Source organism: Hylemonella gracilis str. Niagara R (genome assembly GCF_000600295.1).
Classification (GTDB): Bacteria; Pseudomonadota; Gammaproteobacteria; order Burkholderiales; family Burkholderiaceae_C; genus Hylemonella; species Hylemonella gracilis_A.
Map to the genome: position 1 here is coordinate 2,467,204 of NZ_JEMG01000001.1, position 20,081 is coordinate 2,487,284.

Sequence of the window (20,081 nt, forward strand, 5' to 3'; positions counted from 1 at the left end):
GCTCGGGTTCCCGCTCGTGGCTCAGCTCAGCCGACCCAGCGGCGCGCATTGCGCCACAGGCGCGCCCAGGGGCTGGGCAGGTTCGGATCCAGCGGCGTCCAGCTGAACTGGATGTTGCGGAACACGCGCTCGGCGTGCGGCATCATGGCCGTGAAGCGGCCATCGGCCGTGGTCACCGCCGTCAGGCCGCCAGGGCTGCCGTTCGGATTGGCAGGGAAGGCCTCCGTTGCGCGGCCATGGTGGTCCACGAAACGCATGGCGGCGATGGCCTGTGCCGGGTTGCCGCGCCGCGTGAAGTTGGCGTGGCCCTCGCCATGCGCCACCGCGATCGGCAGGCGGCTGCCGGCCATGCCCGCGAAGAAGATGCTGGGCGAGTCCAGCACCTCGACCTGCGACAACCGCGCCTGGTAGCCATTCGGGTTGTGGGTAAAGCGTGGCCAAGCCTCGGCGCCCGGGATGATGTCGGCCAGCTCGGCCAGCATCTGGCAACCGTTGCACACGCCCAAGGCGAAGGTGTCGGTCCGCCCGAAGAAGGCCTGGAATTCCTGCGACAGCCGTTCATTGAACAGAATGCTGCGCGCCCAGCCGATGCCCGCGCCCAGGGTGTCGCCGTAGCTGAAACCGCCGCAGGCCACGAAGCCCTTGAAATCGGCCAGCCGCGCGCGGCCCGCCTGCAGGTCGGTCATGTGCACGTCGTAGGCCTCGAAGCCCGCCTCGGTGAAGCAATAGGCCATCTCGATGTGCGAGTTCACGCCCTGCTCGCGCAGGATGGCGATCTTGGGCCGGCTTTGCAGCAGGGTCGGCGCCAGGCCCTCGGCCGGGTCGAAGCTGAGGTGCACGTGCAGGCCCGGATCGCCTTCGGCAACACCGGCGCCCGCGATGGCGTGCTCGGAATCGGCGCCGGCCGGGTTGTCGCGCAGCTGGCTGATCTTCCAGCTCACGCTGTCCCAGACCTGCTGCAGATCGGCCAGCTTGGCCGTGAACACGGCCTTGGCGTCCCGCCAGACCTGCAGCTCGCCGACACCGGCCCGGATCTCGCCGCCGGCCGGACGGGTCTTGCCGATCACATGGCTGTGGCGGGACAGACCGTGCTCGCGCAGCTGGGCCAGCACGGCGTCGCGGTCCGCGCTGCGCACCTGCAGCACCACGCCCAGCTCTTCGTTGAACAGGGCTTGGAGCGTTAGCTCATCACGCCGGGCACCGACTTGCTGGGCCCAGTTCTTGGCGTCACCGGAATCCATGCGGCTGTCGCTGATGCCGTCGCCCTCGGTGACCAGCAGGTCCACGTTCAGCGCCACGCCCACTTGGCCGGCGAAGGCCATCTCGGCCACGGCGGCGAGCAGACCGCCGTCGCTGCGGTCATGGTAAGCCAGGATCCTGCCCTGCGTGCGCAGGGCGTTGACGGCATTCACCAGCCGGACCAGGTCCTGCGGATCGTCGAGGTCGGGCACTTCATGGCCCGTCTGCCCCAACACCTGGGACAGGATGCTGCCGCCCATGCGCTTACGGCCACGCCCCAGGTCAATCAGCAGCAGGGTCGTGTCCTGCGCGCGGTCGAGCTGCGGCGTGAGCGTGCCACGCACATCAGGCAGCGTGGCGAAGGCAGAGACGATCAGGGACACGGGCGAACTGACTTTCTTCGCCGCGCCTGCCTCGTTTTTCCCGCTACCGGAGGGGCCTGTCCACACGGTGCGCATGGACAGGCTGTCCTTGCCCACGGGAATGCTGATGCCCAGCGCTGGGCACAGTTCCATGCCCACGGCACGCACCGTGGCGTACAGCGCCGCGTCCTCGCCCGGTTCACCGCAGGCCGCCATCCAGTTCGCGGACAGCTTCACGCGCGGCAGTTCGATGGGGGCGGCCAGCAGGTTGGTGATGGCCTCGGCCACGGCCATGCGTCCCGAGGCGGGCGCGTCCAGCGCGGCCAGCGGCGTGCGCTCGCCCATGCTCATGGCCTCGCCCGCGAAGCCCGCGTAGTCGGCCAGCGTGACCGCGCAATCGGCCACCGGGATCTGCCAGGGTCCGACCATCTGGTCGCGGTGCGTGAGTCCGCCCACGGTGCGGTCGCCGATGGTGATGAGGAAACGCTTGGACGCAACGGTCGGGTGAACCAGCACGTCGATCACGGCTTGCTGCAACGTGACACCGGACAGGTCCAGCGGCTTGAAATGGCGGGTGATGGTCTTGACGTCACGGTGCATCTTGGGCGGCTTGCCCAGCAGCACGTCCATGGGCATGTTCACCGCAGCCCCCACGCTCCCCACTGCGTGTGGTTCGCTGCCCCCCGAGGGGGCCCTCGCGGCTTGGGACGGCCCGGCGCCGCTCACGCCAACTTCATCCGACAAGACCAGTTGTCGTTCCTCCGTCGCAACGCCCACCACCGCGTAAGGACAGCGCTCACGCTCGCAGAAGGCCTTGAACTGTTCCAGCGACTCGGGCGCGATGGCCAGCACGTAACGCTCCTGGCTTTCGTTGCACCAAATTTCCTTGGGTGCCAAGCCCGACTCTTCCAGCGGCACGGCGCGCAGGTCGAAACGCGCGCCGCGGCCTGCGTCGTTGGTGATTTCGGGAAAGGCGTTGGACAAGCCACCCGCGCCCACGTCGTGGATCGAGAGGATGGGGTTGTGCTCTCCCTGCGCCCAGCAATGGTTGATGACCTCCTGCGCGCGACGCTCGATCTCGGGGTTGCCGCGCTGGACGGAGTCGAAGTCCAGTTCAGCCGCGTTCGCGCCCGTGGCCATGGAACTGGCCGCGCCACCGCCCATGCCGATGCGCATGCCAGGGCCGCCGAGCTGGATCAGCAGGGTGCCCGCGGGAAACAGCACCTTCTTCGTCTGCGTCGCGTCGATCGCGCCCACGCCGCCCGCGATCATGATGGGTTTGTGGTAACCACGCTGCACCACATCAACATCACTTACGACGGTCTGCTCGTATTCGCGGAAATAGCCCGCGAGATTCGGCCGGCCGAACTCGTTGTTGAAGGCGGCGCCACCCAACGGGCCTTCGATCATGATCTGCAAGGGGCTGGCGATGTGCTCGGGCTTGCCGCCCGCCTCATCGGACCAGCCGCCCCAAAGCTTGGACACCGTGAAACCCGTCAGGCCCGCCTTGGGGCGCGAACCGCGACCGGTCGCGCCTTCGTCGCGGATTTCCCCGCCCGCGCCCGTGGAGGCGCCGGGAAACGGCGAAATCGCGGTCGGGTGGTTGTGCGTCTCCACCTTCATCAGCACATGGCTCAAGGCGACCGCCTTCTCGTAGACCGGCACGCGCAGTGTGCCTTTCCCATCTTCGCCGTTGCCCGCGTCGAAGCGCGCCACGAAACGCTCGATGGGCGTGCCTTCCATGATGGAGGCATTGTCCGAATAAGCCACCACGGTGTGCTGCGGGCTGGTCTGGTGGGTGTGACGGATCATGCCGAACAGGCTCTTGGCTTGTTTTTCACCATCGATCGTGAAATCGGCGTTGAAGATCTTGTGGCGGCAGTGCTCGCTGTTGGCCTGCGCGAACATCATCAATTCCACATCGGTGGGGTTGCGCTTCAGGCCCTTGAAGGCAGTTTCAAGGTACTCGATCTCATCTTCCGCCAGGGCCAGGCCCCAGTCGGCATTGGCCTGCTGCAGCGCGGCCTTGCCGCCGCCCAGCACGTCCACGTGGTCCATGGGCACGGCCTGCAGGGCCGTGAACAGGGCCAGGGCTTCGTCGCGGCTGGCCAGCGCGCTCTCGGTCATGCGGTCATGCAGCAGGGCCGCGATCCGGCCCAGTTTTTCGGCGCTCGGCGCGACACCCTTGCCCAGCAGGCCCGACTTGAGTTGCAGGCGGTATTCCACGACACGCTCCACGCGGTGCAGGGCGCCGCCGCTGTCACCCAGGCCGCAGTTGCGCGCGATGTCAGTGGCCTTGGACGCCCAAGGCGACACGGTGCCCAGGCGTGGGGCCACGACCACCAACGCCCCCTCGTGGGTGCCTTCGTAAGGCTCGCCGTAGTCGAGCAGCGCCGCCCAGCGCTGCTGGTCGGCCGCTGCGAGAGCGGACTCGGTCGCCACCAAATGCACGTAACGCGCCGCGACGCCGCTGATCTTGTCGTGAATGGCCTGCAGACGCGGCAACAGCTGCTGGGCACGGTAAGGGCTGAGGGCGCTGCCGCCTTCGAAGGAAGTGATGTGGAGGGTCACCGTCGTGGCCTGTGGAGAGGAGAGTGTGCGAGCCGCAGCCACCAGGTTCTGGCGGCACTCAAGCCGGGAGGAAAGCGTGCGATTTTACCCTCCCGACCCCGCCGCGCCCGCCATGCCATGTCGACGACGAAAGAGGATAATTCGCCCCATGAGCATCACCTACAAAGACGAGGCTGGCATCGCCGGGATGCGCGAGGCCTGCCGCCTGGCCTCCGAAGTGCTGGACTACATCACGCCGCACATCCAACCCGGCATCACCACCAAGGAAGTCGACCGTCTGGCGCTGGAATGCATGAAGGCCCAGGGCACGGTGTCGGCCACCATCGGTTACCAACCGCCGGGTTACCCCCCCTACCCGGCGCACCTGTGCACCTCGGTCAACCATGTGGTCTGCCACGGCATCCCGAACGACAAGCCGCTCAAGAAGGGCGACATCATGAACGTCGACGTGACCGTGATCACCCAGGACGGCTGGTACGGCGACAACAGCCGCATGTACCTGATTGGCGAGGTGTCCATCGCGGCCAAGCGCCTGTGCGCGCTGACCTATGAGGCCATGTGGATGGGCATCGAACAGGTCCGCCCTGGCGCGCGCCTGGGCGACATCGGACACGCGATCCAGAAATTCGCCGAAGGCCAGGGTTTTTCCATCGTGCGCGAGTACTGCGGCCATGGCATCGGCCAGGTCTTCCACGAGGACCCGCAGGTGCTGCACTACGGCCGCCCCGGCACGGGCGAGGAGCTCAAGCCCGGCATGACCTTCACCATCGAGCCCATGATCAACGCGGGCCGCCGCGAAGTGAAGGAGCTCAACGACGGCTGGACCATCGTGACCAAGGACCACTCGCTCTCCGCGCAGTGGGAACACACCATCCTGGTCACGCCCACCGGCTACGAAGTGCTCACGCTGTCGGCAGGCAGCCCGCCGCCGCCCGCCTTCGTGAAGAACTTCACGCAGGCACGACAGGACTCGGTGACGGCCTGAGCCGGCCCTTGCGTTTTTCCCGCGCCCGCGCCTCGCCCTCGCCGCAACCGTCGCCATGAAAGCGACCACGCCCCAAGCATTGCGCCAGCATTACCAGGCCCGCAAGGCCGAGGTGCTGGCCACCATCGGCGAAGGCGGCACCTCCACGCGCGGCGTTCATGGCGTGCTGCGCCGCCTCGCGCGGCTGGCCGATGACACCCTGCAGACACTCTGGCAGCAGGCCGGTTTCGGCCCGCGCCCCACCCTGGTCGCCGTGGGCGGTTTCGGCCGCGGCGAGCTCTACCCCGCATCCGACATCGACGTGCTGCTGCTGCTGCCCGCGGGCTGGGTGGTGGACGGTCCGGACGCGGACGAAGTGCTGCGCCAGCGCATCGAGACCTTCATCAGCGGCTGCTGGGATGCCGGGCTGGAAATCGGATCCTCGGTACGCACCATCGACGAATGCCTGGCCGAGGCCGAGAAAGACGTGACGGTGCAGACTGCCCTGCTCGAATCGCGCGCCATCTGCGGCAACGCCACGCTCTACCGCAACTTCCAGCGCCGTTTCAAGGCCGCGCTGGATCCGCAGGCCTTCTTCGTCGCCAAGACGCTGGAGTTGGAGCAGCGCCACAACAAATTCGAGGACACACCCTACGCGCTGGAGCCCAACTGCAAGGAAAGCCCGGGCGGCCTGCGCGACCTGCAGACCATCCTCTGGGTCGCGCGCGCTGCGGGTTACGGCAAGAGCTGGGACGAACTGGCACGCAAGGGTCTGGCGACACCGTTCGAAGTCCGTCAGATCAAGCGCAACGAGTCCATGCTGGCGCTGATCCGCTTGCGCCTGCACCTGACGGCGGGCCGGCGCGAGGACCGGCTGGTCTTCGACCTGCAGACGGCGGTGGCGGCACGTTTTGGCTACGGACTGCCGGCGCCCACGCTCGGCACTGGCGTATCCTCGCTGCCTCCCGAGGGGGCCGTTTCGCCCAGGAGCGGCCTAGCGGCGAAACCAGATCCCGCGGCGGCCGTGAAGGTCAAGGTCCGCGCCAGCGAGGCACTGATGCGGCACTACTACTGGGCCGCCAAGGCCGTGACGCAGCTGCGGCAGATCCTGCTGCTCAACATCGAGGCCCAGCTCAATCCCAAGACGCAGGCGCCCGTGCCGATCAATGAACGCTTCCTGGACCGCGGAGGGCTCATCGAGGTGGCTGACGACCGGCTCTACCAGAAGGAGCCACACGCCATCCTCGAGACCTTCCTGGTTTATCAGACCACCCAGGGGCTCAAGGGCCTGTCGGCGCGCACGCTGCGCGCGCTCTACAACGCGCGCAACCTGATGACCGCGAAGTTCCGCAAGGATCCGGTCAACCGCGCGACCTTTCTGCAGATCCTGCAGCAGCCGCAAGGCATCACGCATGCCATGCGGCTGATGAACCAGACCTCGGTGCTGGGTCGTTACCTCTGGCCTTTTCGTCGCACTGTAGGGCAGATGCAGCACGACCTGTTCCACGTCTACACGGTGGACCAGCACATCCTGATGGTGCTGCGCAACATGCGCCGCTTCTTCATGGCCGAGCACGCGCACGAATACCCCTTCTGCTCGCAGTTGGCCGCCGCCTGGGATCAACCCTGGATCCTCTACACCGCTGCCCTCTTCCATGACATCGCCAAGGGGCGGGGCGGCGACCATTCCGACCTGGGCGCCGAGGAAGTACGGCGCTTCGCGCGCGACCACGGCATCCCCCGCGAGGACGCGGCACTGATCGAGTTCCTGGTGCGGGAGCACCTGGCCATGAGCCGCATCGCGCAAAAGAGCGACCTGAGCGACCCCGAGGTGATCGCCAGTTTCGCCCGCCAGGTCGGCGACGAGCGCCACCTGACCGCGCTCTACCTGCTGACCGTGGCTGATATCCGCGGCACCTCACCCAAGGTCTGGAACGCCTGGAAGGGCAAGCTTCTGGAAGACTTGTACCGCTATACGCTGCGTGTGCTGCGCAGCGGTCAGGACGGCCCTGCCCCGGCGCCGCACGCGGAGATCGAGGCCCACAAGCACGCGGCGCTCGCGCAGTTCCACGCCACCGAGGCCCAGGCCCCGGCGCAGGCCCACGAGGCGCTGTGGAAGACCCTGGACGTGAGCTACTTCATGCGCCACGACGCGGACGACATCGCCTGGCACACGCAGCAGCTCTGGCGCCAGGTGGGCGCGGGCCAGACCCTGGTGCGCGCGCGCCCCTCGCCCGCGGGCGAGGGCCTGCAGGTACTGGTCTATACCCCGGACGCGCCCGACCTCTTCGCCCGCATCTGCGGGTATTTCGACCAGAGCGAATTCAGCATCGTGGACGCACGCATCCACACGGCGCGCAACGGCTACGCGCTCGACACCTTCGAGGTCGTCGCGCCCACGTCCCCGCGTGATCCTGGGGATGCCCAGCGGCACGAGGCCATTTGCGCTCAGGTGGAAAAAGAACTGGCCCGCACCATCACCGACGCCAGCCCCCTGCCTCCGCCCAGCAAGGGGCGGCTATCGCGTCGCGTCAAGCATTTCCCCGTGATGCCGCGCGTGAGCCTCAAGCCCGACGACAAGGCCCAGCGCTGGCTATTGAGCATCACAGCCAGCGACCAGACCGGCCTGCTCTACAAGATCGCCCGCGTGCTGGCCCACCACCGCATCAACCTGCAACTGGCCAAGGTCAACACCCTGGGCGAGCGGGTGGATGACACATTCCTGATTGATGGCCCCGAGTTGCAGAACAATCGCGCGCAGATCGCGATCGAAACCGAGTTGCTGGACGTGCTGGCGTCCTGATATCGGCCCTGCCCGGGCATTACTTCACGCCCTGGCACGGCGCAACTTGCGAGCAGTGCTCAGGGTCGTAGAGAATCGGCCGCATGGACACCACGCCCTCGTCCCACCCTCCCTCCGGCGACCTGCCCGCCGCACGTGCTGCGCGCGGCAACGGCCTGATCCTGACGCGCCTGCGACTGCTGTCCGGCCTCACGCTGTTCACCTTCGTCGTCACGCACCTGAGCAACCACGCGCTCGGGTTGATCTCGCTGGACGTGATGCGCGCTGGGCAAGCGCTGTTTTTCCTGGCGTGGCACAGCCTGCCCGGTGCCCTGCTGCTGACCCTGGCGGCGCTGACGCACCTGAGCCTGGTGCTCTACAAGCAGGTCGTGCGCCCCACGCTGCGCATGCCCTGGATCGAAGCACTGCGCATCCTATTGGGCATCGTCACGCTGCTGGGCCTCTCGCTGCATGCCACGCCCATGGTGCTGGAACGGCTGCAAGCGACCGGCTCTGGTCGGCCCGTGGCCTACCCCGACTTCATTCAGTTGCTGATCAGTGGCAGCCCCATGCTCTGGAATCAGCTGATCCTGGTGATCGCCGCCTGGAGCCATGGCTGCATTGGCGTGCACCTGTGGCTGCGTCTGCGCGGCTGGTACCGGCGGCGGCTGACCCTGCTTGCGATCACGGCGGTGCTGGTGCCGCTGCTGGCCTTGCTGGGCCTGCTTTCGGCGGCGCGCGCCGTGCAGGTGGACGCGGGGGCCCCCCAAGGAGGCGCTTATGGCGAAAGCAACGCCGGTTATGGTGGCTACGCAGCGGCCGATGGCGGGTACGGCGACAGCGGCGCTGATGGCAGCGCGGGTGGCTACGGTGCCAGCGACGGCGGCGGCAACAGCCTGGACTACAGCTACGGTGACAGTTACGGCGGCGGCGATGGCAGCAGTTATGGAAGCACTTATGGCAACGGTGATGGCAACGCCGGTGCCGCCTATGGCGCCGGGGCAGGCAGTGCCGACCGTCCCGCATCGTGGCTGAGCTGGATCATTCCCGCCGACTTGCATTCCGCCCAATCGGTCTATGCCGCCCTGATCGTCATCGCACTGCTGATCGTGGCGACGGTGGCACGCGGGCTGGTCCAGACCTGGGAACGCCGCCACGGCCTGGTCAGCGTGCGTTATCCGCAGGGCCGCGAGGTGAAAGCGGTGCGGGGTGCTTCCGTGCTGGACATCAGCCGCATGGGCGGCGTGCCCCATGCCTCGGTCTGCGGCGGGCGTGGCCGCTGCTCCACCTGTCGGGTCCATGTCGATGCCGGCTGGGAGAAACTGCACCCGCCACAGGAGGGCGAACAAAGGGTATTGCAGCGCATCCGCGCGCCCGCGCGCGTGCGCCTGGCCTGCCAGCTTTGTCCGCACCACGACCTGGCCGTGACGCCCCTGCTGCCCGCCGACGCACGGGCACAAGACGCCTTGCCCTACGACCCCATGAAGTTTGGCGCGGAGCAGGACATCGTGATCCTCTTCGCCGACCTGCGTGGCTTCACGCAGATGTCAGAGAGCAAACTGCCTTTCGATGTGGTGCACATCCTCAACCAGTATTTCTCGGAAATGGGCGAGGCCATCGAGTCCGCCGGGGGTTACCTGGACAAATTCATCGGCGACGGCATCATGGCCCTGTTTGGGCTGCGTCAGGGCGAGGCGGACGGCGTACGCAAAGGAGTGGAAGCCGGCGCGCGGCAGGCCGTCGCGGCAGCCCGGGCCATGGGCGAGCGCATGCAGGCACTGAACGCGCGGCTGGCGCAGGATCTGTCCTCACCGCTGCGCCTGGGGCTGGGCATCCACGCCGGCCCGGTGATCGTGGGCGAAATGGGTTACGGTCGCGCCACCTCGCTCACGGCCATCGGAGATTCGGTCAACGTCGCCAGTCGACTGGAATCAGCAACCAAGGAAGTGGGCTGCGAGCTGCTGATCTCCACCGAGGTCGCGCAGCGCGGCGGGCTGGACCTCTCTGCCTTTGAAACGCAACAGATCAGCATCCGCGGACGAGAAGGCGGCCTGGGCGTGTACGTCGTGCGCCGGGCGACGGACCTGCCGTCCTTGCAGGCCACCGCCCGATGACTTCGGCTTGTACACAGCTTGTGCAGACGGCCCCTCAAGACCCAAAGGTCGAAGCACAGCAGCTTCAGTCGTCGGCTTTCGGGTCCAGTCCCGGAAAGAGCACCTCGGTGTAACCAAAGCGCGTGAAGTCACGCACTCGCATGGGATAAAGCTTGCCGTCCAAGTGGTCGCATTCGTGCTGCACCACCCGGGCGTGGAAGCCCTCCACCGTGCGATCGATCGCATCGCCGTACTGATCGACGCCCTGGTATCGGATGCGCCGCCAGCGCGGCACCACACCACGCATGCCGGGCACGGACAGGCAGCCCTCCCAATCCTGCTCCTCTTCATCGGACAAGGGCGTGATGACGGGGTTGCACAGCACCGTGCGCGGCACCACGGGCGCGTCCGGATAACGCGGGTTGAGTTGGCCGCTGCCGAAGATCACCACCCGCAGGTCCACGCCGATCTGGGGCGCCGCCAGGCCCGCGCCGTGGGCGGCGTGCATGGTGTCCAGCAGATCCGTGACCAGCAAGTGCAGCTCGTCGGTGTCGAAGTTAACCACCGGCTGCGCGACGCGCAGCAGGCGCGCATCACCCATCTTCAGAATCTCGCGCACGGCCACGGCATGTCCCTCAATGCTTCAGCTGCGCGATGGCCGGTGCGGCGTGAGCACCCGTGGCCTGCGCACCCGCCGACGAACCGGAGCGCCCCATCAAGCGCCCCAGCCACAGGGAGATGTCGTCGATCAACGTGTACAAGGCCGGAATCACCAAGAGGCTCAGGAAGGTGGACGTGATCAGGCCGCCGATCACCGCGACCGCCATGGGCGAGCGGAAGCTGGCGTCCGCCGCGCCCCAACCGATCGCGATGGGCAGCATGCCCATGCTCATGGCGATGGTGGTCATGACGATGGGTCGCGCGCGCTTGTGGCAGGCGTCCAGGATGGCGTCCAGGCGGCTCATGCCGGCGACGGCTGGCCGGCCGTCGCTTCCATCGTGCCCGCGACGTGCTTCGATGGCGTACTCGACCAGCAGGATCGAGTTCTTGGTCGCGACCCCCATCAACATGATCAGGCCGATCAGCGAAGGCATGGAGAAGCTCTTGTTCGTGATCAGCAAGGCCACGAAGGCGCCGCCCAGCGACAACGGCAGCGCCGCCAAGATGGTGAAGGGGTGCAGGAAGGCCTTGAACAGCAGCACCAGCACGATGTAGATGCACAGCACCCCGGTCAGCATGGCCAGGCCGAAACTGGCGAACAGTTCACCCTGCATCTCGGCGTCACCGATGGGTACCACGCGCACGCCCGGGGGCAAGTTGCTCATGATGGGCAACTTGTCCACGGCGGTTTGCATGTCGCCCAAGGCAATGCCAGCCAATTCGACCTCGAAGTTGATGTTGCGCTCGCGGTCATAGCGGTCAATCACCGCGGGACCACCGCCAAAGCTCAGATCGGCCACCTGCTCCAGCAGGACCGGCCCCTTGGCGCCCGGCACCGTCAGACGTCCCAACACGGACAGGTCGTGGCGCGCGGCGCCGTCCAGCTTGACGACAATGGGCACCTGACGCTGCGCAAGATTGAGCTTTGGGAGCGCGCTGTCATAGTCGCCCACGGTGGCGATGCGCAAGGTCTCGGCGATCGCGCTGCTGGTCACGCCCAGGTCGGCCGCGCGGGCAAGGTCCGGCGTCACGAGGATTTCGGTGCGCACGAGGGCCGCGGTGGACTGGACGCTGCCCGTGCCGGGAATGGTGCGCAGATCCCGCTCGATTTGCCGCGCCGCCGTGACGAGGGCGTTTGGGTCGCTGCCGGTCAAGGTCAGCACGTATTTCTCACCCGATCCGCCCAGCCCCACCTTGCTGCGCACGCCCGGCAGATTGGACATCGCATCACGGATTTGATTCTCGATCACCTGCTTGCGCGGGCGCGTGCCGCGCCGGTCCAGCTGAATGGTCAAGGCGGCCTTGCGCGATTCGGCCGCGCCCTGGGGCGCGAAGGGGTCGGAGCCCGCCGAGCCCGAACCAATCGTGGTGTAGATGGACTTGATGTGCGGCACGGCCATCACCAGCTGGCGCGCGCGTTCCGCGGTCGCCACGGTCTGCTCCAAGGTAGCGCCCGGCGGCAGCTCCAGATAGACCTGGGTCTGAGAGTTGTCGTCAGCCGGAATGAAACCCTGCGGCAGCAGCGGGATCAACATCACGGACGCCACGAAGAAAACGCCCGCGCCCACCATGGTGATCCATCGGTGGCGGATGCACCAGGCCGCCCAACGCTGGTAGACCGTCAACCACGCCGGTTCGTCATGCTGGTTCATCCAGGCCCAGAGCCTGCCCAACACAGCGTTGCTGCGTGCCCAGCGCGGGCGATCCTGAGCCATGACCACGGGCTTGAGCAGATAGGCCGCCATCATGGGCGTGAGCACACGGGCAACCACCAGCGACGCGAAGACCGCCAGCGAGGCCGTCCAGCCGAACTGCTTGAAGAACTTGCCCGGCACGCCAGCCATGAAGGCCGTGGGCAGGAACACCGCGATCAGCGTGAAGGTGGTCGCGATCACCGCCAGCCCGATTTCATCCGCCGCCTCCATGGCGGCTTGGTAAGGCGACTTGCCCATGCGCATGTGGCGCACGATGTTCTCCACCTCCACGATGGCGTCGTCCACCAGGATACCGATCACCAGCGAAAGCGCGAGCAGGGTCACCACATTGATGGTGAACCCCAGGTAATGCATGCCGATGAAGGCCGGAATGGCGGACAGAGGCAGGGCAACGGCCGACACCACGGTGGCTCGGAAATCGCGCAGGAAAAGCCAGACCACCAGCACGGCGAGCACCGCACCTTCGTAGAGCAGCTTCATCGAGGCATCGAACTCCTCTTCCACTGGCGTCACGAAGTCGAAGGACTCGGTGATCTGCAGATCGGGCCTGGCCGCACGCAGTTCAGCCAGTCGCTCGCGCACGCCCTGGCCTACCTCCACTTCGCTCGCGCCACGGCTGCGCGCGACCTCGAAACCGACCACAGGCTTGCCGTCCAGGAAAGCCGCGGCCGTGCGGTCGGCGATGGTGTCGCGCACGGTCGCCAGCTGGTCCAGGCGCACACTGCGACCATCGGACAGGGCGATCTGCATGCCAGCGATTTCCTGAGCGCTGCCCAGCGCGGACAGTGTGCGCACGGGTTGCTGACTCCCTCCGATCTCCGCCTTGCCACCCGCGCTTTCGATCTGAACGCGTGCGAGCTGGCGTGACACGTCGGCCGCCGTCGCCCCGAGCGACTGCAGGCGCAGGGGGTCCAGCAGCACCTGTACTTCGCGGTTCACGCCGCCGACGCGGTTGACCGCCCCGACGCCACGGACAGAGAGCAGCAGCTTGGACACATCGTTGTCCACGAACCAGGACAGCGCCTCCTCGTCCATGCGGTCGGACGCCACCGTGTACGCCAGCACCGCGCCACCGGCCAGTTCGACCTTGTTGACAATGGGCTCCTGCAGATCGGAGGGCAGATCACCGCGCACCTTGCTGACGGCGGAGCGCACATCGTCCAGCGCTTCCTGCGTGCTCTTTTCGAGACGGAACTCGACAGTCATCGACACCACGCCGTCCTGCACCTTGGTGTAGATGTGCTTGAGGCCCTGCAGGGTGGCCAGGCTGTTCTCGATCTTGCGCGCGACGTCGTTTTCCAGCTGGCTGGGCGAGGCGCCCGGCAGGTTCGCGACCACGGTGATGGTCGGCAAGTCCAGGTCCGGGAAGTTCTGGACCTTCATCGAGCTGAAGGAAAACAGCCCCATCAGGGTCAGCATCACAAAGAGCATGACCGCCGGAATGGGGTTGCGGATGGACCAGGCGGAAACGTTCATTGCACCACCTTCACGACATCGCCTTCATTGAGGAAGCCCGCGCCCTGAACGGCCACAGCCTCCAGCGGCGTCAAGCCCTGCAGCAGTTCCACGCGCTCACCCACGCGCCGGCCGACCTCGACCTTGCGCTGGCTCACGCGGCTCTGGCCATCGACCACGAAGACATAACTGTGACCGTCGCGCAACACGACGGACTGCGCGGGCACGGTCAGGGCCGCGCTGGCGGGCAGCGTGAAGATGCCGCGCGCGAAGGTGTTGGCCTTGAGCGCCTCGTTGCGCGGCAGGTCCACGTAGACCAGGATGTTGCGCGTCTGCGGATCGGCCGTCGGCGCGATGGCACGCACCTGGCCCTGCACCTGCAGGCCGCTGACGGTCGTCACCTCGACCTGCTGGCCGATCTTCACGCGTCCGATCTCGGCCGGCGTGACCTCGGCCCGCCACTCCATGCGGCCCTGGCGCACCATGCGGAATAGCTCGTTGCCGGTGCTCTCCACCGCGCCCACCGTCGCGTTGCGCGCCGAGATGACGCCGTCATCGGGCGCCAGCACCCGGGTCGCGGCGAGCGTGACCTGGGCAGCCTCCCACTGGGCCTTAGCCACCTTCTCGGCCGTGTAGATCTGCGTCAGCTGCGAGCGGGAATAGATGCCTTCCTCGCCCAAGGCGCGCACGCGGTCGGCCTCGGACTTGGCATTCTCGTAATTGGCCTGGGCCTGCAGGGCGGCGGCGTAGGGAATCTCGCTCGCGAAGCGGGCCAACTCGTCGCCACGGCTCACCTTGTCACCCACGTTGACATGAACGGCGGCCAGCCGCAGGCCGTTGACTTCGGCGCCAATGATGGCCTCTTGCCAGGCCATCACATTGCCATTGGCCAGCAGGCCACCCGCCAGTTGCGCGCTCTGCGGACGGGTCACGGTGACGGTCAGCGCGGGCTTGGTTTCGGTGGGCACCGCAGCGCTCGCGGCCGCGGCGGCCTCGCCCGACGAACCGCCGCAACCCGCCAGCAAGGCCAGGGTCAAAGCGGCCGGCAGCACCAGCCCCAGTTTGGAAGCACGGGCTTGAACCAGGACAACAGAAGAGGAAACGTCTTTCATGCAGCGTTTTTTCAAAAAAGGAAATTCGTCGGAAAGTCTGGGGCGCATGGCGCTGGGCACCGAGAGCCCAAGGGTGGGTCATCCATGTCCGCCCAGCGCCTGGCGCCCCGCACGCTGGCAGACCGATCCAGCCCGGCCCAAGGGGGCATGTGCCCCTTGCGCAACGGCGCGAAGTCTGTGATTAGACCCGAAAACAATGTCATTCCGCAGGCCGGTCATTTGCGTCGCGGACAGAATCTGACCGCTGCCCACAACCGCCGCCAAAGCCGCGTCGAAACTCCCGGCGCTCGTCCTGGCTCATCTGCTTCCAATGACGCATGCCCTCGCGAAAACGCTCCCGCTCCTCGGGCGACATGCGGTGCCAGCGCCCGCCCGGGCCGCCATGGCCGCCGAAGCCGCCCAGAAGAATGCGGCTCAGCACCAACAGGCCGGCGGCCTGCCAGAAACCGATGACGGGCCCGCCGAACAGCTCGGGCACGAGTGCGTTCCACAACAGCATCACCAGCGCGCCGAAGGCCGCGACAAATGCGATGCCAAGCACAAGGAATGCCAGCTTCATCTTCACCAATTGCCGTTTCATGACTCTCACTCCTCAAAATGCTCACACTGCGGTGAGCCAATCCTCGTACACCACCTGCAGGCGCTGGCGCAAGGCCAGCACCGCGTACCGCTTGCGGGAGAGCAAGGTGTTCACCCCCACGCCCCAACGTTGCGACATCTCTTTGAAACTCAGACCCTCCAGTTCATGCGCGACGAACACCTCGCGCTGTTCGGGCGGTAGCTCCTCCAGGGCCTCCTCGATGCGCGCCAGAAGCATCTGCCGCAGCACCTCGCCCTCGGGACCGGGCGCCAGGGAGGGCAGCACATCCTCCAGCGTCGGCATGTCCTCGTCCTCACCGCCCAAGTCGCTGGCGAAAGCCGCGCCCGCAGGTGCGGTTTTCTTCTTGCGGAAGTGGTCGATGATGCGATTGCGCGCCACGCGCACCAACCAGGCCCCCACCTGCTCGATCGGGTGCATCAGACGGTAAGCGGACACCAGCTCGTACAGCACGTCCTGCAGGATGTCCTCCGCCTCCGCCGCGTCGGACACGCGGCGGCGGATGAAGCCACGCAGCCGCCCGCGCTCACGCCGGACCGTGGCCGCGATGTGGCTGTCCTGCTCGGATTCGCGGCTCAGGTCGGGCATGGGCACATCCATATGGAAGGTAAGACGATCAGGCGCTGCCGATATTGTGGAAGCTGCGAAAAAATCCGGTTCAGACGCGCAGCTACGTCGGCCGGGGCTGCGGCACAATCGCGCCGGCATGCCGCCCGACTCAACGATCACAGCCACCAAAACCCACCCGCTGCATCCTCAAGGTGCACCACCAGCGACCCGCCAACGGCAAGCCGGGCAATTGCTCGCCGTCATCACCAGCGTCTGCATCGTCGGTTTCGCGACCGGCATCACCGTGCCCTGGGTGTCGCTGGCCCTGCACGCGGCGGGCTTCAGCCCCACCCTCATCGGCCTGGCCGCCGCCGCGCCGGCCATCGGTACCTTGCTGGTCGTGCCCTTCATCACGCCCTAGTCCGAACGCTACAGCACGCGCACGCTGATGGCCGGTTCCGCCCTGGTCGCCGCCCTGAGCATGGCGCTGCTGGCCGTGGTGCCGCTGACCCTGTTTCCCGCCCTGCTCCTGCTGCGACTGATGATGGGCGCGGCCTGCAGCGTGCTCTTCATCCTGGGCGAGGCCTGGATCAACCAGATGGCGGGCGCCGGCAACCGTGGGCGCCTGGTGGCGGCTTACGCCACGGCCTTCACCGTCTGCCAGGTGTCCGGGCCCACCGTGCTGTCCTGGCTCGGCTCGGTCAGCTTCCTGCCAATCGCCCTGGCCGTGGCAAGTCACCTGCTGGCGGGCGGGGTGCTGTACGCAGGCTTTCCGGCGGGGGTGAAGTTCTCCGGCGAAAAAAACTTCGGCCTGCTCGGTTTCCTGAAACGGGCGCCCGCCGTGGCCGTCGCTGTGGGCTTGTTCGCCTTTTTCGACGTGGGTCTGCTGTCGCTGATGTCGCTCTACGGTCTGCATTACGGCTACACCGAGCGCATCGCGCTGCTGATGGTGACCGTGGTCCTGGTGGGCGACGCCTGCCTGCAGGTGCCGCTGGGCGCTTTGTCCGACCGGCTGGGCCGCACCCCCGTGCAGGTGGGCTGCGGGCTGGTGCTGCTGCTCACGGCTCTGGGCATGCCCTTCATGATGCAAACCAGCTACCTGCTCTGGCCCTGGCTGGTGCTGTTTGGCGCCTCGGCCGGCGGCATCTACACCCTGGGCATCATCCGCATCGGCGACCGTTTCCGGGGCCCGGACCTGGTGATGGCCAACGCCTCCGTCGGCCTGCTCTGAGGCATCGGTAGTCTGCTCGGCCCCAGCGTCGGTGGCCTGACCATCGACTACTTCAGTCCGGACGGACTGATGCACGCGCTGGCCCTGCTGGCGACGCTGTACCTCGGGGCGCTGGTGTGGGAAGCGCGACTGAAAACGGCCTGAAACCCCTTGCCAAGCGCGGTGTCACCCCACAAGGCCCATGGCCCATCGCGATCGATCAACCGTGCGATGCCCGCGCCGAGCCTCACAGCCCCGGCAGCCAGCGCAACCACCACGGCGAGCGGGTCGTGCGCCGCGGGTCCGCGCCATGTTGCCGCAACACGGTCTCCACCGCGACATGCCCGCCCTGGCGTGCGGCCTCCAGCGGGGTCATGGGACCGAGTTCGGCGGGCAGATTGGGGTCGGCCCCATGCGCCAGCAACAACTGCACCACGGGCACATGGCCGTTCAGACATGCGGCCACCAAGGCCGACACCATGGCCTCGGGGTGCTGGTAATCCACGTCAACGCCGCAACTCAGGTGGTAGCGCACGCAATCCAGGTCACCGCGCTCCGCAGCGTAGTACATGTCTTTCCAGTCTCCACCAGCGCCAGCCATTCGATGCTCCCAGTGAGTCCACAAATCTGCAAATCGTCGCCTATCCGTCCACGGGCAGCAGCGCCAGCAACCCCGCCTCGTCCAGCACGGTGATGCCCAGCTCCCGCGCCTTGTCCAGCTTGCTGCCGGCCTCTTCACCCGCGACCACGTAGCTGGTCTTCTTGCTGACGGAACCGGCCACCTTGGCGCCCGCGGCTTCGAGCCTTTCCTTGGCTTCCTCGCGGCTCAGCGTGGGCAGGGTGCCGGTCAGTACAAAGGTCTGCCCCGCCAGCGGCAGCAGGGCACGCGGCGCGGGTTCACCTTCGGCCCACTGCAGGCCACAGGCGCGCAGTTGCTCCACCACCTCGCGGTTGTGGGCCTGGTCGAAGAAGGTGCGGATGCTTTGCGCGACCACGGGGCCGACGTCGGGTGCTTCCATCAGTTGCTCCACGCTGGCGTCCATGATGGCGTCGAGCCGGCCGAAGTGACGCGCCAGGTCCTTGGCCGTGGATTCACCCACATGCCGGATGCCCAGACCATAGAGAAAACGCGGCAAGGTGGTCTGCTTCGATTTTTGTAGCGCGTCCACGATGTTCTGCGCCGATTTCTCAGCCATGCGGTCCAGCGCGGCAAGCGAGGACAGACCCAGACGGTACAGGTCAGGCAAGGTCTTGACCACCTCACCGTCCACCAGCTGGTCGACCAGCTTGTCGCCCAGGCCCTCGATGTCCAGGGCACGGCGCTGCGCGAAATGCAGCAGGGCCTGCTTGCGCTGGGCGCTGCAGAACAGGCCGCCCGTGCAGCGGTGGTCGGCCTCGCCCTCCTCGCGCACGGCCGCGCTGCCGCAGACCGGGCAATGCGTGAGCATCGTGAACACCTCGGCGCCCGCGGGGCGCTTCTCGGGCAGCACGCCCACCACTTCCGGGATGACGTCCCCCGCGCGGCGCACGATGACCGTGTCGCCCACGCGCACGTCCTTGCGCCGGGCTTCGAATTCGTTGTGCAGGGTGGCGTTGGTCACGGTCACGCCCCCCACGAAGACTGGCGCGAGCTTGGCCACGGGCGTCAACTTGCCGGTGCGACCCACCTGCACCTCGATGGCCAGCACGGTGGTCAGCATCTCCTGCGCTGGGTATTTGTGGGCCACGGCCCAGCGCGGCTCGCGGCTCTTGAAGCCAAGCTGCTGCTGCAGGGCCAGGCTGTTGACCTTGTAGACCACACCGTCGATGTCGAAGGGCAGGCTGTCGCGCAGCGCGCCCATGCGGGCGTGGAAGGCCACCAGGGCTTCGGCGCCCTCGCCCAATGTGCGGTGTTCGCACACCGGTAGACCCATGGCGACGAACGCATCCATCAGCGCGCCATGCGTGGGCGGCACGGCCCAGCCGCGCACCTCGCCCAGGCCATAGGCGTAAAAGCTCAGCGGGCGCTGGGCGGCCATGGCCGGGTCCAGCTGGCGCACCGCGCCCGCGGCGGTGTTGCGCGGGTTGATGAAGGTCTTCTCACCCTTGGCGCCGGCGGCGATCTTCTCGCGCTGGCGTTCATTGAGCGCCTCGAAATCGTCGCGACGCATGTAGACCTCGCCGCGCACTTCCAGAACTTCGGGAGGCCATGGGCTTGCTTCGCCGAGTGCAGCGGTGTGTGGGGGGGCCAACAAGCGCAGAGGAATCTGGTTGATGGTGCGGATGTTCTGCGTCACGTCCTCGCCGGTCTCACCATCGCCGCGCGTGGCGGCCTGGACCAGCACGCCGTGTTCGTAGCGCAGGTTGATGGCCAGGCCATCGAACTTGAGTTCCGCCGCGTACTCCACGGGCGGGGCACCATCCTCCAAAGACAGCGCCTTGCGCACGCGGGCGTCGAAGGCACGCGCGCCCTCGGGCGTGGTGTCGGTCTCGGTGTCGATGCTGAGCATGGGCACGGCGTGCCGCACGGGCAGCAGGCCATCCAGCACCTGACCAATCACGCGCTGGGTAGGCGAATCGGGCGTGCGCAGTTCAGGGTGCGCGGCTTCGATGGCCTGCAGTTCCTGGAACAGTCGGTCGTACTCGGCGTCGGGAATTTCGGGCGCGTCCAGCACGTAATAACGGTGCGCGTGGTGGTGCAGCAGCGCGCGCAACTCAGCGGCGCGTGTGGCAACTGCGGAGAGCGGCTGGTCGGCAGACTGGCTGAAAAGGTCCGGCATGGTCGGTAACTC

General features: G+C 67.1%; 12 protein-coding genes and 1 pseudogene. 5 read left to right on the forward strand and 8 right to left on the reverse strand.

Annotated elements, in window-relative coordinates; translation table 11 throughout:
* Positions 1–26: 26 nt before the first annotated feature.
* Positions 27–4,172: a phosphoribosylformylglycinamidine synthase gene (purL, locus tag AZ34_RS11345; protein ID WP_035608124.1), complete on the reverse strand. Its 4,146-nt coding sequence runs from the start codon at positions 4,170–4,172 to the stop codon at positions 27–29.
* On the opposite strand from purL, the gene map reads away from it, so the two are divergent.
* The 3 genes from map to AZ34_RS17630 all read left to right on the forward strand — a co-directional run bounded on the left by map (position 4,159) and on the right by AZ34_RS17630 (position 10,032).
* Positions 4,159–5,157, forward strand: coding sequence for a type I methionyl aminopeptidase (gene map / locus AZ34_RS11350; RefSeq protein ID WP_231495517.1), 999 nt, complete (start codon positions 4,159–4,161; stop codon positions 5,155–5,157). The genes purL and map overlap by 14 nt on opposite strands.
* Before the next feature lie 55 nt (positions 5,158–5,212).
* Positions 5,213–7,939 (forward strand): [protein-PII] uridylyltransferase, encoded by a 2,727-nt coding sequence (locus AZ34_RS11355; protein ID WP_035608128.1) that lies wholly within the window; start codon positions 5,213–5,215, stop codon positions 7,937–7,939.
* Between the two features lie 83 nt (positions 7,940–8,022).
* On the forward strand, positions 8,023–10,032 hold the full coding sequence (locus AZ34_RS17630; RefSeq protein WP_051509720.1) for an adenylate/guanylate cyclase domain-containing protein: 2,010 nt from the start codon (positions 8,023–8,025) through the stop codon (positions 10,030–10,032).
* 64 nt (positions 10,033–10,096) lie between these two features.
* On the opposite strand, the gene def is transcribed toward AZ34_RS17630, so the two are convergent.
* The 5 genes from def to AZ34_RS11390 all read right to left on the reverse strand — a co-directional run bounded on the left by def (position 10,097) and on the right by AZ34_RS11390 (position 16,139).
* On the reverse strand, positions 10,097–10,636 hold the full coding sequence (gene def, locus AZ34_RS11370) for a peptide deformylase (protein WP_035608130.1): 540 nt from the start codon (positions 10,634–10,636) through the stop codon (positions 10,097–10,099).
* A gap of 10 nt (positions 10,637–10,646) precedes the next feature.
* On the reverse strand, positions 10,647–13,862 hold the full coding sequence (locus AZ34_RS11375) for an efflux RND transporter permease subunit (protein ID WP_035608132.1): 3,216 nt from the start codon (positions 13,860–13,862) through the stop codon (positions 10,647–10,649).
* Positions 13,859–14,953, reverse strand: a complete 1,095-nt coding sequence (locus AZ34_RS11380) for an efflux RND transporter periplasmic adaptor subunit (protein ID WP_035608134.1) — start codon at positions 14,951–14,953, stop codon at positions 13,859–13,861. The genes AZ34_RS11375 and AZ34_RS11380 overlap by 4 nt, the downstream gene beginning before the upstream one ends.
* Positions 14,954–15,152: 199 nt before the next feature.
* Positions 15,153–15,512 carry a DUF3106 domain-containing protein gene (locus tag AZ34_RS18710; protein WP_269320443.1) on the reverse strand — a complete coding sequence of 120 codons (360 nt, stop codon included), beginning with the start codon at positions 15,510–15,512 and terminating at the stop codon, positions 15,153–15,155.
* Positions 15,513–15,554: 42 nt separating this feature from the next.
* Positions 15,555–16,139, reverse strand: coding sequence for an RNA polymerase sigma factor (locus AZ34_RS11390; protein ID WP_231495518.1), 585 nt, complete (start codon positions 16,137–16,139; stop codon positions 15,555–15,557).
* A gap of 118 nt (positions 16,140–16,257) precedes the next feature.
* Between AZ34_RS11390 and AZ34_RS18350 the strand changes: the two genes are divergently transcribed.
* Both AZ34_RS18350 and AZ34_RS11395 read left to right on the forward strand, forming a co-directional pair.
* The gene (locus AZ34_RS18350; protein ID WP_155831791.1) at positions 16,258–16,521 is read left to right on the forward strand and encodes a hypothetical protein; all 264 of its coding nucleotides are present in this window, start codon (positions 16,258–16,260) and stop codon (positions 16,519–16,521) included.
* Between the two features lie 12 nt (positions 16,522–16,533).
* Positions 16,534–17,331, forward strand: a pseudogene (locus tag AZ34_RS11395) (MFS transporter); the annotation flags it as partial.
* A 226-nt stretch (positions 17,332–17,557) separates the two neighbouring features.
* On the opposite strand, the gene AZ34_RS11400 reads toward AZ34_RS11395, so the two are convergent.
* Both AZ34_RS11400 and ligA read right to left on the reverse strand, forming a co-directional pair.
* A complete protein-coding gene (locus AZ34_RS11400; protein ID WP_035608138.1) occupies positions 17,558–17,911 on the reverse strand; it encodes an ankyrin repeat domain-containing protein in 354 nt (117 codons plus the stop codon).
* A gap of 40 nt (positions 17,912–17,951) precedes the next feature.
* A complete protein-coding gene (gene ligA, locus AZ34_RS11405; RefSeq protein WP_035608140.1) occupies positions 17,952–20,069 on the reverse strand; it encodes an NAD-dependent DNA ligase LigA in 2,118 nt (705 codons plus the stop codon).
* Positions 20,070–20,081: the final 12 nt, after the last annotated feature.